Consider the following 13,891-nt stretch of genomic DNA (forward strand, 5'->3'; position numbering starts at 1 on the left):
CCTTTGAAGGAATCGGCCAAGAGCCGTGCAACATTCATGCTGCTGGCCGGTCTCGCGCGTCCGCTGATGAATCTCCTGATGGCCAAGAAGTGGGAAGGCATGGAGAACCTGCCATCCGGCGGCTTCATCGCAGTACCAAACCACTGCACCGAGATCGACCCCATCGTGATCGGGCATATGGTGTACAACCAGAAGCGGCCACCGCACTTCCTCGCGAAGACGGGCCTCTTCAAGGTTCCCGTATTGGGTGCCCTGTTGCGCGCCACCAGGCAAATTCCGGTTGAACGCTCGACGGCGGGAGCGAACCGCTCGCTTCAAGTCGCCAAAGAGGTAGTGGACGCCGGCGGCGCAATCATTATCTATCCCGAGGGCACCCTGACCCGCGACCCCCATCTGTGGCCGATGAAGGGCCACACCGGGGCCGCCAGGCTTGCCCTGCAGACCGGCGCGCCCGTGGTACCCATGGCGCACTGGGGTGCACAGGAAGTTTTTCCGCGGTACGCCAAGCGGTTCCACATCTTCCCTCGTAAAACTGTGCGCGTGCTTGTGGGTAAGCCCGTTGATCTCAGTGCGTTCAGCGACCGGCCCATGGACCGTACAACGCTGACGGCGGCCACGGAGGTCATCATGGATGCGATCACGGAACTTCTTGAAACCCTTCGCGGAGAAGATGCGCCGGCTGAGCGCTGGGATCCGGCTGTCCACAAACAGTCCAAGCACGGCCGCTTCACCCAGGAGGGCTCCCTTGACGAGCACGAAGGGGATGACGGCAAATGACCACTGTGGACGGTACCGTCAATACACCGGATATCGTGGCAGTTTTGGGTGCGGGGTCCTGGGGAACCACGTTTGCCAAGGTCTTGGCCGATGCCGCTGCGGCAACCGGATCCGAGCGCAGCATCCGGATCTGGGGTCGCCGCTCCCAGGTGGTTGAGCAGATCAACTCTTCGCACCGCAACGAGCAATACCTCAAAGACATAGTGCTCCCGCCTTCAGTCACCGCCTCCACGGATGTGGCCGAGGTGCTCAAGGACGCCACCTTGGTGGTCCTCGCCGTGCCCGCCCAATCCCTGCGGCCACAACTCGGGGAATGGAAGCCCTTGCTTGCACCCGACGCCGTGGTTGTCTCTTTGATGAAGGGCCTCGAGCTGGGCACGGACGCCCGGATGAGCGAAGTCATCGCCCAGGAGTTGGGTCTTCCCGCGTCCCGCGTAGCAGTGGTCTCCGGTCCTAACCTGGCAATGGAGATCGCCAGGGAGCAACCAACAGCATCCGTTGTTGCTTGCAGCGACGCGGACACCGCTGCTGCCGTAGCCTTGTGCTGCACGGCACCGTACTTCAGGCCCTACACCAGCACTGACGTTGTGGGCGTGGAAATCGGCGGGATCGTAAAGAACGTGATTGCCCTTGCCGTTGGAATTTGCGAAGGCAAGCAGATGGGCGACAACACCAAAGCGTCGGTGATCACACGAGGACTCGCCGAGACGTCCCGGCTTGCGCTGGCCCTCGGCGGAGAAGCTCACACCATGGCCGGCCTTGCCGGGCTGGGGGATCTTGTTGCCACATGCTCGTCAGCTCTCTCACGCAACCACACCGCCGGGAGGTTGCTTGGAGAAGGCCTCAGCCTCGAGCAAGTTGCCGAACAAATGACACAAACAGCCGAGGGCATCAAATCGGGCCCGGCTGTACATGAGCTCGCTGGCAAGTTGAATGTAGAAATGCCGATTACGGCCGCCGTCGTGGCAGTGCTGGAAGGCAGAATGTCCGTTGATGACCTGGGACCGCGACTGCTGGCCCGGGCACTGAAGTCCGAAGGCGACTACTGATGGTGACTGACCAATCCACCCCCGTGACGGGCCGTCCCCGTGTAGCAATCCTCTTCGGGGGGCGCTCCAGCGAACACGCAGTCAGCTGCGTCACTGCCGCTGGCGTGATGGGCGCGATCGACAAAAACAAGTACGAGGTCATACCGATCGGCATCGCCAAATCCGGTCAGTGGGTTCTCGCTTCGGGCGACACCAGCGACTGGTCCTTGAGCTCCGCAGCGCTTCCCGAGGTGGCGCCGTCGGGTAAAACCGTCACCTTGGCCGAGGTGGGTGGTGAGCATCAGCTCATCGTGACCGAGCCCAACGCCGTTCCCTTGGAATTGGGTGCCGTGGACGTGGTCTTTCCCCTGCTGCATGGGCCGTGGGGAGAAGACGGTACAGTCCAAGGCCTCCTGGAGCTTTCGGACACCCGCTATGTCGGAGCCGGTGTGCTGGCCTCGGCTGTGGGAATGGACAAGCACTTCATGAAGGTGGTGTTTGAATCCGCCGGACTAAGCGTGGGCCCGTACGTGGCTGTCACGGACCGCGAATGGAGCACTGACTCCGAGGCAGTTCGTAAGCGGGTGGACAAGCTTGGGTTCCCCGTGTTCGTCAAGCCTGCCCGCGCGGGTTCGTCCATGGGTATTTCCAAAGTGGACTCGATGGATGGGCTGGACGCTGCCATAGAGGAAGCGCGACGCCACGACCTGAAGCTTGTCATTGAAGCCGGCATCGTGGGCCGTGAGATCGAATGCGCGGTCCTTCAAGGCCGTGGAACCGATGCTCCCCGTACTTCAATGCCCGGTGAAATTGCCGTGGCAGAAGGAGAGCATCAGTTCTATGACTTTGCCGCCAAATACGTGGAGGACGGGGCCGCAGCCCTGAGCTGCCCTGCCGATATGCCGGATGAGGCAATCGCGCGTGTGCGCGAACTTGCCGCCGTCGCTTTCGACGCCGTCGGGGCAGAAGGCCTTAGCCGTGTGGACTTCTTCTACACCCCGGCCGGCGAGCTCATTATCAACGAGATCAACACGATGCCTGGCTTCACACCTAAGAGCATGTACCCGCAAATGTGGGCCGCATCCGGCCTTGCCTACGGGGATCTGATTGACGAATTGATCCATCTGGCGCTGACCCGCAAAACGGGCCTGCGCTGACCTGGTTGATGGCCTACTGCGCTGACGGCAGGTTCTGAAGGTCTTCCTGGCCAACGCACTTTCCGGTTGCCTTGATCTTGCCAACAGCTGCTGCCAGTTCGGTGAGCACGGTAGCCGAACTGATGTTCGCTGCCTCCAATTTGACCGGATCAATCAGGATTTCCGTGGCGGGTTCGCGCCCGAAGGTGGTCAGGGTATAGACGGGATCGCCTTCCTTGATGACCCAGTCGATGTCATTGACGCTCACGCAACGGTCTGTGGTGGGACCTGGAACGTTTACGCCGCAGCGGAGAATAACCTGAGAAGGATCTCCCCATGCGGCTGTGGCCTGGCTGTTGGTTTTGCGAAGGGCCGCATCACCGATTTGGTCTGGCAGGGCCACCATCATGGGTGCGCAGGCAGGATTGGCCGCGTCCGCGGCGGCCGTGACGTCCACGGCCGGGGAGCAGGCCGACAAAGCGGTGACGGATGCGGAAGCCAGGGCGATGGCCAGAGCTGTCCGGCGGAGGGTCTTACGGTGCATCCATCCAGCCTATCCCGCACGCGCGGGCTGGAAGATACGCGTTGCCAGGGTCACATTCCTGCTGGAACGCCAGAGGGAGTGCCGCATTATCCTGTCGGTGGAGCGCGATAGCGTTAGGCAGTACCTGGAAAAGGGTGGAGATCCGTGTCAAGAGAAGAATCGAGTGCAGTGCCAGTAGATCAGTTGACCGTCCAGGACCTAACGGAGTCCGCGCTCCTTGCCCGGATCTTCCCGCGACTGCACCATAGCCCCGGCGTTCTCCTGGGACCCGGCGACGACGCTGCCCTGATCGCAGCACCGGACGGCCGTACCCTCATCTCCATCGACACCCAGACCCAGGACCAGGACTTCAGGCTTGAGTGGCCCAACGGCTATCGGACCACCGGATACGACGTCGGCTGGAAGGCCGCGGCGCAAAACCTCAGCGACATCAACGCCATGGGTGGCAGTGCCACCAGTCTGGTGGTGAGCCTTACCCTGCCACCGGACACGCCCGTCGAATGGGTTGAAGCGTTTGCCGATGGCCTTACGGCGGCGATTAGTGGCCTGGGAGCACCGGACTGCTCCGTGGCTGGCGGGGACCTGGGCCGTGGCCGGGAGCTTGCAGTGACTGTCGCCGTCGTCGGCACGCTTGCCGGCCTGGCGCCGGTGCTGAGGTCCGGCGCCAAACCCGGGGACATAGTGGCTGTTTCGGGAACGCTGGGAAGGGCAGCTGCCGGGTGGGCGCTGTTGGAAAGCGAAATTTCCTTGGACAGCTTGTCTGCTGACTTGCGGATCCTGGTGGACAACCAATGCAGGCCGCTGCCACCACTGCTCGCCGGGCCTCTGGCTGCGCGCGCGGGTGCCACCGCCATGTTGGACATCTCCGATGGCCTGATGCGCGACGGCAGTCGCCTGGCCGCAGCAAGCCGCGTGATCCTGAATTTCGATTCTGCGGCCTTGGAGACCTATGCAGCCACGTTGGAACCGGCAGCTGCCTTGCTTGGCGATGACGCTATGCGATGGGTACTGGGCGGGGGAGAAGACCATGGTTTGCTTGCCACTTTCCCGGCAGATATACAGCTGCCGCAGTGCTTCACTGCGATAGGCTCGGTTCAAGCCGTTGTCGAGCCGCCAGGCAGTGGCGTCCGGATTTCCGGGCAAACTGCTGACACCGTTGGATGGGATCACTTTGCAGACTAAGATCGCCGCGAATGCGCACGCCATGAAACGTTGGCTCGGCAAGGCGGAGGTGGTCCTCGGCAATCACAGCGACCGTCTCAACGCGATTAACATTTTTCCTGTTGCCGATGGCGATACCGGAACCAACCTCTATCTCACCGTCCGGGCAGCCGTCACTGCCTTGGGTGGCACGGCAACTGATGCCGCGGAAACCGGCAACAATGTCGGCGCCTTGCTGTCGCGTGCCGGGCAGGCAGCCATGGAACAAGCACGGGGTAACTCGGGCACGCTCTTTGCCGTTTTCCTGTGCGCCGCCGCAGAGCCTCTGGTTGGTAAATCGCGCCTCAGTGCACCACTGCTTGCCACCGCATTGAACAGGGCGCAGATCAGGGCCTGGTCCGCGCTCAGTGAGCCGGTTGCCGGCACTATGCTCTCCGTCCTGGAGGCGGCCGCCCATGCTGCCCAAGCAGTGGACGCCTCCCAGAGCGGCGATGACAGCAACCATGCCTTGGGGCTCTCACTTGACGCAGTGGTGGAGGCCGCCTACCAGGCTGTTGTCCGGACCGAGGACGAGCTCGCACAGCTGCATGAAGCGCGCGTTGTGGATGCAGGGGGCGTGGGCATGCTGCTGGTGCTCGATTGCCTTCGTGCTGCCGTTTTGGGGGAGGAACTTCAGGATGAACTTCTGGACGGCCTCCACGGATACAAAATGCAGGACCCTCACATCCATGAGCACATGCCTGCCGATGACGGTGTGGAAGTCATGTGCACCATCAACCTTTCGCCCTTGAATGCGGCCATTCTCCGCCAACGTTTGGACGAGATGGGCGAATCCGTGATCATGAGCCAGGTTGGCGGTGCCCAAAGCAGCGATGATGACGACGACGAAACCGGCGTCGAAGTCAGCTATCGTTGGCGCGTTCACGTCCATGTTCCCGATCCGGAGCCGGCTGTCGCCCTTATCCGCTCATTGGGAGAACCGACGGATATCGCGGTAAGCCAGTTGGCGATACCCCGCGACAACGAGCCGGCCTCTCAGGAAAGCTCCGGTGGTGCCAATGGCAGCGGTATCGAAGCCGTCAACGTCCCAGGCCAGTCACGGCATGAATTCTGAACTGGAACTGCCCCTCGAACGCCGGATTGGAAAGCGCTCTGCGGCTGTCATTGACAAACACCTGGGCCTTAAGACCACCGGGGCTTTGCTGAACTACTTCCCGCGCAGGTACTTGAGCCGCGGTGAGCTGACGCCCATCAGTAAGCTCCCCCTGGATGAGGAGGTCACGTTGATTGCCCGCGTGCTGTCCAACAGCACGCGCCAGATGCGGGCCCGGCGTGGTTCCATCACCGATGTGGTGGTCACTGATGAGGCGGGTGGCGGCGGCGTTCCAGGTACCTTGAAGGTCAGCTTTTTCAACGGATTCCGGGCGAAGGCAGAACTTCTGGCTGGGCGGCGGGCCATGTTCTCGGGCAAGGTGTCCCGGTATGGTGGGGCTCTTGGCCTGACCAACCCGGACTTCCTTCTGCTGGATGAGGATCCTGAAGCCGAGGGCGCCGTAGACCCCGAAAAGCTCGCGGCCATGCCCATTCCCGTCTATCCTGCAACGGCTAAGCTGACCAGCTGGTCCATTCACAAAGTGATAACAGCGTTGCTCCAGACCATGGACCTGGATTCCCTGCAGGATCCCTTGCCGCAAAGCATCGTCCGAAGGGACGCATTGCTCAGCGTGGCTGAGGCATACCGTCTGATCCATTCACCCGAAATTGCCAAGGACTGGCAACGGGCCCAAGAACGCTTTCGATTTCAGGAAGCCCTTGTGCTGCAAACGGCGCTGGCACGCCGGCGCGCGCAGCTTGCCGCTGAGGAAGCCACTGCGCGCCGGCCGCGCGCGGGCGGTTTGCTCAGCAAGTTCGATCAAAACCTCCCTTTTACGCTGACCTCCGGCCAGGCCGCCGTCGGAAAGACATTGGCTGAAGAGCTCGGGCGAGATACTCCCATGAACAGGCTGCTGCAGGGTGAAGTGGGCTCGGGCAAGACGATCGTCGCCCTACGGGCCATGCTGCAGGTGGTTGACGCAGGCGGCCAAGCTGCCCTGCTGGCTCCCACTGAGGTGTTGGCGGCCCAACATTTCCACTCCATCCGAAAGACTCTAGGGGTGCTGGCCCGCGATCAGATCTTTGGCGGTGCGGGCATGCTTGGCGGTGACGCGGCTCAGGAAGCGGTGCAAGTAACGCTCCTGACCGGTTCCATGCCCACGGCTGCACGCAAGCAGGCTATGTTGGATGCGGCCTCCGGGAATGCGGGAATCGTCATTGGCACCCATGCCCTGCTGAGCGACAAAACCAGCTTCCAGGACCTCGGACTAATCGTGGTGGATGAGCAGCACCGCTTTGGCGTGGAGCAGCGTGATGCCCTCCGCGCAAAGGCTCAGCGGCCTCCACATTTGCTGGTCATGACGGCCACTCCGATTCCTCGTACGGTTGCCATGACAGTGTTTGGCGACCTTGAGACGTCCATTCTTGATGAGCTTCCCGCCGGGCGCGCACCTATTTCCACGCACGTGGTGGGACTCGCTGAAAATCCAGGCTGGGTGGACCGCATCTGGAAGCGTTCACGCGAAGAAGTGGACTCCGGTCACCAGGTCTACGTGGTGTGTCCCAAGATCGGTTCGGACGACGACGGCGACTTCAGTCCGGGCGAAGCGGAACCAAGCGATGCCGAGCTCGCGGACGAAGGCCCGGCGCGGGAACTGGCATCGGTGACCGCCGTCGTCGACGCCCTCCTGCAGGAGCCGGCGCTGGCCGGCGTCCCCGTTGCCCCGCTTCATGGGAGGCAGGATCCCCAGGTGAAGTCCGAGACCATGGCGTCCTTCGCATCCAACAACACCAAAGTACTGGTGTCCACCACCGTCATTGAGGTGGGCGTGGACGTCCACAATGCCACGCTCATGGTGATCCTCGATGCCGACCGTTTCGGTATCTCGCAGCTCCACCAGCTGCGTGGCAGGGTGGGCCGCGGGGGACTGCCGGGCACTTGCCTGTTGGTGACTACTTTGGAACCCGGGCATCCGAGTCGTCGGCGGCTCGATGCCGTTGCTTCAACAACTGACGGTTTTGAGCTGTCCCAGGAGGACTTGAAACTCCGCAGGGAAGGGGACATCCTCGGTGCTTCGCAATCGGGCGGACGGTCCACGCTGAAGTTGCTCCGCGTACTTGAGCACGAAGACATCATTGCCCGTGCACGTACTGACGCCCAACGCCTCGTATCGGAAGACGTGTCCTTGGACCATCAGCCGGCGTTGGCCGCCGCTATTGACGAATATTTGAACCCTGAGAAGGAGGCGTTCCTTGAGCGCGGTTAGAGATTCCTGGATGCTCGCACGCGGAGAATCCCGGTGAGCCGCATTATTGCCGGCGTTGGGGGTGGAAACCCGCTGACCAGCGTCCCTGGGACTGCCACGCGACCAACCACGGACAGGGTCAAGGAGGCTTTGTTTTCCCGTCTGGAATCCTTGGCCGTCATTGACGACGCCCGGGTTCTGGACCTTTATGCCGGTTCTGGAGCCTTGGGTATTGAAAGTGCCAGCCGAGGCGCCCGGAGCGTGGATCTGGTGGAGTTCGATGCCAAGGCCAGCGATGTCTGCCAGCGTAATGCGGACTTGGTGAACCAGCTGCTGCGCAGCAGGGCGGTCTCAGTGCACCGATCCAAGGTGGAGTCATTCCTGGAGCGGGCAAGCGATGCAGACAGGTGGGATCTGGTCTTTCTTGACCCGCCGTACCCTTTGGATGAGGTGGCGCTGAGTGCTGTGCTGGAGAAACTGGCGCCGCATATGGAAGACGGTGCCGTTGTAGTGGTGGAACGGAGTTCGCGGAGCCCGGAACCGCTCTGGCCCCAGGGTTTGGAGTGTTTTGCCGACAAGAAGTACGGGGAGACCAAACTGTGGTTCGCTGAGCCTGCCTAACGCTCGCGGGCGCTAGGCAGTAATCTTGTCCAGCTCCACGCCCGTGAGGACGGTGGCGGGGTGGGGGCCGCGGGCCAGTAGCTGTGCTGTCCATTCCGGAGACCACTGCTTGCGGGTGCCCACCAGGATGATGTTGCCGGGGTAGCGGCCGGCAAACATTCCTGTTTCAGCGAAGGCTGCAACATCAGCCATGGCTTGGCGCAGTGCGCTCACTTGGCTGCGTACCAGAGTCAGCGCAGGTTCGTCGCCCACGTTGACGATCAACACGCCGTCGGGCCGCAGCCGCGCCGCTGCTTCTTCGTAGAATTCCCTGCAGGCGATGTGGGCAGGGGCTTCCGGTCCGGAGAAAATATCGAGAATCACGACGTCGAACCCCACTTGGGCGGGAAGCTCACCCAGGGAGTCTCGGGCGTCGCCGATGTGCGTGGTGAGGATGGTGCCGTCAGGCATGGGCAGCTTCTGAAGCACGAAGTCCAGAAGTTCGCGCTCAAGCTCCACGGCGTATTGTTCCGAGCCGGGGCGGGTGGCTTGGATATAGCGCGCCAAGGTAAGGGCACCGGCACCAAGATGGAGGGCGTTGATGGGTTGTCCGGGCTCGGCCGCCAGGTCCACCACATGCCCGATCCTGCGCAGGTATTCGTAGAAGATCTCTGAGGGATCGGCCAGGTTCACATGTGATTGCTCGGCGCCGCCGATGCTCAGGATGAACCCGCCCGCAACCAGGGTGTCGGCTTCGATCGTGGCGTGCTGTCCTGTAGTTCGGAGGAAGCGCGTGGCCTGGTGCTGGCCGGAGCCTGCGGCGTTCAGAGCCTGTCCTTCAAGGTGGCGAGCCGTTCGGCGGCTTGCTCGAGGACATCGGTCTTCTTGCAGAAGGCGAATCTCAGCAGGCTGCGCGTGCGTTCGGCTCCTGCCGGGTGGCAAAACACCGGAACCGGAATGGCTGCCACTCCAATGAGCCCGGGCAGGCGCCTTGCGAGGTCGACCGAGTCGTGGATGCCCAGGGGTGCTGTATCGACGTTGATGAAGTACGTGCCGCTCGGGTTGTACACACCGAATCCGGCAGCGCGCAGGCCCTCGGCGAGGATGTCGCGCTTTTGGCGGAGGGTGGCAGCGATGCCTGTATAGAACTCGTCGGGAAGGGCGAGGCCCAGGGCGATGGCGCCCTGGAAGGGTGTGCCTGAGCTATAGGTCAGGAATTGCTTGACGGTGCGAACGGCGGCCACCAGATGCTCCGGCCCGGTGAGCCAGCCAATTTTCCAGCCGGTGAATGAGAAGGTCTTACCGGCAGAAGAAATGGTGATGGTGCGTTCTGCGGCGCCGGGCAGTGATGTGATGGGCAGGTGCGCCAGGCCGAAGGTGAGGTGCTCGTAAACTTCGTCGCTGACGATCATGGCATCGTACTTTTCGGCCAGTTCCACGATCCGCGCTAGGACGGGCTCCGGGAAGACGGCACCTGTGGGGTTGTGCGGATTGTTCAGAAGGACGATTCTTGTGCGGCTGCTGAAGGATTCTTCCAAGACGTTGAGGTCGGGAAGAAAATCCGGGGCGAGCAAGGGGGCTGTGACATGCCGGCCTCCGGCCATGCCAATGATGGCCCCGTAAGAGTCGTAGAAGGGTTCGAAGGTCAGGACTTCGTCGCCGGGCTGGATGAAAGCCAGCAGGGTAGCTGCGATGGCTTCCGTTGCGCCCGTTGTGACCAGGACTTCAGTGTCCGGATCCGGCTCCAACCCGTAGAAGCGTTGCTGGTGTGAGGTGAGGGCTTCCCTGAGGGCGGGAACGCCTTTGCCGGGCGCGTACTGGTTGACGCCGGTTGCGATCGCTGACCTCGCCGCGGCCTTGATCTCCGCCGGGCCGTCTTCGTCGGGAAAGCCCTGGCCGAGGTTGATGGCACCGGTGGACAGTGCCAAGGTGGTCATTTCCTCGAAGATTGTCACTCCCAGATGTCCTCCCGGGGCGAGCAGGTTGGCGCCTGTGGCGGCACGCTGCCACGGTGCCGGTCGGGTGCCTCCGGGGGTGCCGGCGCTCATATCTAGGGAGGGGCTACTGCCTGCGGATGCCATGTCAGCCATGGTATCCCGGCAAAGTCATGGGGTAGGTTCGTCTCATGAGACGCGCGGTATGCCCTGGATCCTTTGACCCCATCCACAACGGACATCTCGAAGTCATTGCCCGGGCCGCCGGCCTGTTTGACGAAGTCATCGTGGCCGTGTCAACGAATTACGCCAAGAAGTACAGGTTTAGCCTTGAGGACCGCATGGAGATGGCCCGTGAAACGCTGGCTTCGTTGCGGGGCATCATCGTTGAGCCCATGGGCGAAGGGCTCTTGGCTGAGTACTGCCGTCACCGGGGTGTTTCAGCCATCGTCAAGGGTCTGCGGTCATCCTCGGATTTCGATTACGAGCTTCCCATGGCCACCATGAACCGCCAGCTGACTGGCGTCGAAACGGTCTTCCTGCCTGCTGAAGCGCATTACCTGCACCTTTCCTCCACTTTGATTAAGGAAATCAATGTGCTTGGCGGTGACATCTCCGATTTCGTCCCTAAATCTGTCCTGAAAAGGCTTCTGGCAGGCGAGCCGCCAGCGGAACAGTCTCGTAAGGGGTAGGCTTGACGGGTACCTTGCGCCTTAGCGCGGAGTTCCCCAAGCTGAAACCCTTGCGCATTTACCTGTGCCCGGGGCCGGTTTGAGTCCTCAAGCGTGATCAGGCTAAGATGGTACGTCGGTCATATGTTCTACAGGAGTTCTCATTAAGCGAGATGCAAGTTCGCCCTTGGCGCTGGTAGTCAAGGACCTTGGACGTAGTCCAGGGACCATGCGGACACTCAACGAGCATGTACCTGCGCCGAGTGACCTTGGTGTGGCGCTCATTGGCGTAAAGGAAGGCTCGGATGTCGAGCTGGATCTTCGTCTCGAGGCCGTACACGAAGGAATTCTGGTATCCGGAACCGTAGTCGTCGAAGTAACCGGCGAATGCGGTCGATGCCTGGATCCCCTTGCGTATGACCTTGAGGTCAATGTGCAAGAACTTTTCTTCTATGAAGGTGCTGAGCTTTCAGAAGAGGAAGACGATGAAGAGCAACGTCGAGTCGAGTACGATCTGATCGATCTTGAGCCGGTGTTGCGGGACGCAGTAGTCACAATGCTGCCGTTCCAGCCGGTGTGCCGGGAAGACTGCCAGGGCCTGTGTTCCGAATGCGGAGCGCGCCTGGAAGACGAGCCGGGGCACCACCACGAGGTCATTGACCCTCGCTGGGCTGCCCTAGCTGATCTGGCTAAGACTGACCGGCAAACCGATTAGTAAGTGTTCGTCTAAGAGAGAAATGAGATAGCCGTGGCTGTTCCCAAGCGGAAAATGTCTCGCGCAAATACACGCGCCCGCCGTGCCCAGTGGAAGGCAACTGCCCCCAACTTGGTCAAGACCATCGAAAACGGTCAGGTTACTTACAGCCTGCCGCACCAGGCAAAGGTCGTTACTGACTCTGCCGGCACCGCGCTGTTCCTTGAATACAAGGGCCGCAAGGTCGCAGACGCCTAATCTGCCGTACAGGCTGACTAAGGATGTCTTCAACTGAAGAGCTTCTGAAGCGTCTCGGTGTCTCGATTGACACCGAGACGCTTCGTCTTGCTCTGACACATCGCTCATATGCGTATGAGAACGGCGGGATTCCCACCAACGAGCGCCTTGAGTTCCTTGGCGACTCCATCCTGGGATTCTCGGTCACCGATTCTCTTTATCGTGAGAACCCCTCACTGCCTGAAGGTGAGCTCGCCAAGCGGCGTTCCGCCGTCGTCAGTACCCGGGCGTTGGCCGGTATTGGCCGGGAGATCGGCGTCGGCGAGTTCATCTACCTCGGGCAGGGCGAAAAGCTGACCGACGGCAAGAACAAGGCCTCCATCCTGGCTGACACCATGGAGGCCCTGATCGGTGCCACGTACCTCTCGAACGACATCGAGACCGCACGGCAATTGGTCATGCGCCTGGTGGGCCCGCTCCTCAAGGACGCCGGTGCGCTTGGCGCAGGAACCGACTGGAAGACGAGCATCCAGGAGCTTACGGCGAGCAGGCAATTGGGCGCCATCCACTATGCCGTGGAAGGCTCGGGGCCGGATCACGCCCGGACCTTCGAGGCAGTGCTTAATATTGGCGGTACGCCCTACGGCCGGGGATCGGGCCATTCCAAAAAGGAAGCAGAGCAGGAGGCAGCCGCTGATGCCTGGCGTGCTCTGACTGCTTTGGACCCCACCTCCGCCGGTCCCGCTACGTCATAAACCCACATGCCTGAACTTCCCGAAGTAGAGGTAGTCCGACGCGGCTTGGCCCGTTGGGTGCGTGGACGTACCATCACCGGTGTTGACGTGCTGGATACACGCTCCATCCGCCGGCACACCCTTGGTACCGAAGACTTCATCGGTAATCTTGAACACGCCACCGTTCTCGACGTTGTGCGCCGTGGGAAGTTCCTCTGGATGCCACTTGCCATGTCGGAGTCGCCGGATCCCAGCACTGAAATCAACCGGGAAGACCTCCCCAAGGTAGCGCTCATGGCCCATCTGGGAATGAGCGGCCAACTCCTCATGCAGGACCCGGACGTTGCGGACGAAAAGCACCTCAAAGTCCGAATCAGGCTAAGCAGCGCTGACGGCATGCCTGAACAACTGCGGTTCGTTGACCAGCGCATTTTCGGCGGCCTCTTTGTGACGTCCTTGGTGCCAACGCTCGACGGCGGTCCCGGTGGTCTGGGCGAAACGCCGCTGCCCGAGATCGCCGAGGAAGCGTCCCACATTGCCAGGGACCCGTTGGACCCCTTCTTCTCCTTCGATACCTTCTACCGAAAGGTTAGAGGCCGTAAGACTGGCCTGAAGCGCGCGCTGTTGGACCAATCGGTGATTTCCGGCATCGGCAATATTTATGCGGACGAAGCCTTATGGCGTGCCCGCCTCCATTACGCAAGGGCAACGGACACACTTCGCAGGGCGGACGCGGAGCGGCTGATTGAAGCTGTGAAGGACGTCATGAACGCCGCCCTTGACGCAGGAGGAACAAGCTTCGACTCTCTTTACGTCAACGTCAACGGCGACTCAGGCTACTTTGCCCGTTCCCTCAATGCCTACGGCCGTGCTGGTGAACTGTGCAGCCGCTGCGAGGCAACAGGTTTGCGTAGCATCATGAAGCGGGAACAGTTCATGAACCGTTCCTCCTACACCTGCCCGGTGTGCCAGCCGCGGCCGCGAAATGGACGTTGGTAGGGCCAAAACTGTTCCCGAATCGGGGCGGCAATGGCAGA

The 13,891-nt window shown here is 61.5% G+C and carries 15 protein-coding genes; 12 read left to right on the forward strand and 3 right to left on the reverse strand.

Going from position 1 to position 13,891, the window contains the following annotated elements; translation table 11 throughout:
• The first annotated feature begins 3 nt into the window (after nucleotides 1-3).
• From EU811_RS12600 to EU811_RS12610, 3 genes are read left to right on the forward strand one after another with little or no spacing between them, the layout of a single operon-like run.
• On the forward strand, nucleotides 4-777 hold the full coding sequence (locus tag EU811_RS12600; protein WP_142938742.1) for a lysophospholipid acyltransferase family protein: 774 nt from the start codon (nucleotides 4-6) through the stop codon (nucleotides 775-777).
• The gene (locus EU811_RS12605; protein WP_142938743.1) at nucleotides 774-1,826 is read left to right on the forward strand and encodes an NAD(P)H-dependent glycerol-3-phosphate dehydrogenase; all 1,053 of its coding nucleotides are present in this window, start codon (nucleotides 774-776) and stop codon (nucleotides 1,824-1,826) included. Before EU811_RS12600 ends, EU811_RS12605 begins: the two co-directional genes overlap by 4 nt.
• Nucleotides 1,826-2,962 carry a D-alanine--D-alanine ligase family protein gene (locus tag EU811_RS12610; protein WP_142938744.1) on the forward strand — a complete coding sequence of 379 codons (1,137 nt, stop codon included), beginning with the start codon at nucleotides 1,826-1,828 and terminating at the stop codon, nucleotides 2,960-2,962. Before EU811_RS12605 ends, EU811_RS12610 begins: the two co-directional genes overlap by 1 nt.
• A gap of 13 nt (nucleotides 2,963-2,975) precedes the next feature.
• Here EU811_RS12610 and EU811_RS12615 read toward each other — a convergent pair whose 3' ends face one another.
• Complete coding sequence (locus EU811_RS12615) at nucleotides 2,976-3,485, reverse strand: DUF3515 family protein (protein WP_142938745.1); 510 nt, start codon at nucleotides 3,483-3,485, stop codon at nucleotides 2,976-2,978.
• A 168-nt stretch (nucleotides 3,486-3,653) separates the two neighbouring features.
• Between EU811_RS12615 and thiL the strand changes: the two genes are divergently transcribed.
• The 4 genes from thiL to rsmD are packed head-to-tail and all read left to right on the forward strand — an operon-like array spanning nucleotide 3,654 to nucleotide 8,605.
• A complete protein-coding gene (thiL, locus tag EU811_RS12620; RefSeq protein ID WP_142938746.1) occupies nucleotides 3,654-4,667 on the forward strand; it encodes a thiamine-phosphate kinase in 1,014 nt (337 codons plus the stop codon).
• 22 nt (nucleotides 4,668-4,689) lie between these two features.
• Nucleotides 4,690-5,760: a DAK2 domain-containing protein gene (locus EU811_RS12625; protein ID WP_142938747.1), complete on the forward strand. Its 1,071-nt coding sequence runs from the start codon at nucleotides 4,690-4,692 to the stop codon at nucleotides 5,758-5,760.
• Nucleotides 5,750-8,005: an ATP-dependent DNA helicase RecG gene (locus EU811_RS12630; protein WP_142938748.1), complete on the forward strand. Its 2,256-nt coding sequence runs from the start codon at nucleotides 5,750-5,752 to the stop codon at nucleotides 8,003-8,005. Before EU811_RS12625 ends, EU811_RS12630 begins: the two co-directional genes overlap by 11 nt.
• 33 nt (nucleotides 8,006-8,038) lie before the next feature.
• Entirely contained in the window at nucleotides 8,039-8,605 is a 567-nt protein-coding gene (gene rsmD / locus EU811_RS12635) for a 16S rRNA (guanine(966)-N(2))-methyltransferase RsmD (RefSeq protein WP_187697158.1), read from the forward strand.
• A gap of 12 nt (nucleotides 8,606-8,617) precedes the next feature.
• Here rsmD and EU811_RS12640 read toward each other — a convergent pair whose 3' ends face one another.
• Both EU811_RS12640 and EU811_RS12645 read right to left on the reverse strand, forming a co-directional pair.
• The gene (locus EU811_RS12640; RefSeq protein WP_187697164.1) at nucleotides 8,618-9,412 is read right to left on the reverse strand and encodes a spermidine synthase; all 795 of its coding nucleotides are present in this window, start codon (nucleotides 9,410-9,412) and stop codon (nucleotides 8,618-8,620) included.
• Nucleotides 9,409-10,674 (reverse strand): aminotransferase class I/II-fold pyridoxal phosphate-dependent enzyme, encoded by a 1,266-nt coding sequence (locus EU811_RS12645; protein ID WP_142938751.1) that lies wholly within the window; start codon nucleotides 10,672-10,674, stop codon nucleotides 9,409-9,411. Before EU811_RS12645 ends, EU811_RS12640 begins: the two co-directional genes overlap by 4 nt.
• A 35-nt stretch (nucleotides 10,675-10,709) precedes the next feature.
• Between EU811_RS12645 and coaD the strand changes: the two genes are divergently transcribed.
• The 5 genes from coaD (at nucleotide 10,710) to mutM (ending at nucleotide 13,853) form a co-directional block, all read left to right on the forward strand.
• On the forward strand, nucleotides 10,710-11,210 hold the full coding sequence (gene coaD, locus EU811_RS12650; protein WP_142938752.1) for a pantetheine-phosphate adenylyltransferase: 501 nt from the start codon (nucleotides 10,710-10,712) through the stop codon (nucleotides 11,208-11,210).
• Between the two features lie 166 nt (nucleotides 11,211-11,376).
• On the forward strand, nucleotides 11,377-11,904 hold the full coding sequence (locus EU811_RS12655; protein WP_142938753.1) for a YceD family protein: 528 nt from the start codon (nucleotides 11,377-11,379) through the stop codon (nucleotides 11,902-11,904).
• A 33-nt stretch (nucleotides 11,905-11,937) separates the two neighbouring features.
• Nucleotides 11,938-12,141 carry a 50S ribosomal protein L32 gene (gene rpmF, locus EU811_RS12660; protein WP_011775139.1) on the forward strand — a complete coding sequence of 68 codons (204 nt, stop codon included), beginning with the start codon at nucleotides 11,938-11,940 and terminating at the stop codon, nucleotides 12,139-12,141.
• A 23-nt stretch (nucleotides 12,142-12,164) separates the two neighbouring features.
• On the forward strand, nucleotides 12,165-12,875 hold the full coding sequence (gene rnc, locus EU811_RS12665; RefSeq protein WP_142938754.1) for a ribonuclease III: 711 nt from the start codon (nucleotides 12,165-12,167) through the stop codon (nucleotides 12,873-12,875).
• A 6-nt stretch (nucleotides 12,876-12,881) separates the two neighbouring features.
• A complete protein-coding gene (gene mutM / locus EU811_RS12670; RefSeq protein ID WP_142938755.1) occupies nucleotides 12,882-13,853 on the forward strand; it encodes a bifunctional DNA-formamidopyrimidine glycosylase/DNA-(apurinic or apyrimidinic site) lyase in 972 nt (323 codons plus the stop codon).
• Nucleotides 13,854-13,891: the final 38 nt, after the last annotated feature.

This window comes from Arthrobacter sp. TS-15 (assembly GCF_006964045.1).
Lineage (GTDB): Bacteria > Actinomycetota > Actinomycetes > Actinomycetales > Micrococcaceae > Arthrobacter.

What these genes read in the sequence shown, in the direction of transcription:
- EU811_RS12605 (WP_142938743.1), top strand. Translation starts at nt 774, where the DNA reads ATGACCACTGTGGACGGTACCGTCAATACACCGGATATCGTGGCAGTT.
- EU811_RS12610 (WP_142938744.1), top strand. Translation starts at nt 1,826, where the DNA reads ATGGTGACTGACCAATCCACCCCCGTGACGGGCCGTCCCCGTGTAGCA.
- EU811_RS12615 (WP_142938745.1), bottom strand. Translation starts at nt 3,485, where the DNA reads ATGCACCGTAAGACCCTCCGCCGGACAGCTCTGGCCATCGCCCTGGCT.
- EU811_RS12625 (WP_142938747.1), top strand. Translation starts at nt 4,690, where the DNA reads ATGAAACGTTGGCTCGGCAAGGCGGAGGTGGTCCTCGGCAATCACAGC.
- EU811_RS12630 (WP_142938748.1), top strand. Translation starts at nt 5,750, where the DNA reads ATGAATTCTGAACTGGAACTGCCCCTCGAACGCCGGATTGGAAAGCGC.
- EU811_RS12645 (WP_142938751.1), bottom strand. Translation starts at nt 10,674, where the DNA reads ATGGCTGACATGGCATCCGCAGGCAGTAGCCCCTCCCTAGATATGAGC.
- coaD (WP_142938752.1), top strand. Translation starts at nt 10,710, where the DNA reads ATGAGACGCGCGGTATGCCCTGGATCCTTTGACCCCATCCACAACGGA.
- rnc (WP_142938754.1), top strand. Translation starts at nt 12,165, where the DNA reads ATGTCTTCAACTGAAGAGCTTCTGAAGCGTCTCGGTGTCTCGATTGAC.
- mutM (WP_142938755.1), top strand. Translation starts at nt 12,882, where the DNA reads ATGCCTGAACTTCCCGAAGTAGAGGTAGTCCGACGCGGCTTGGCCCGT.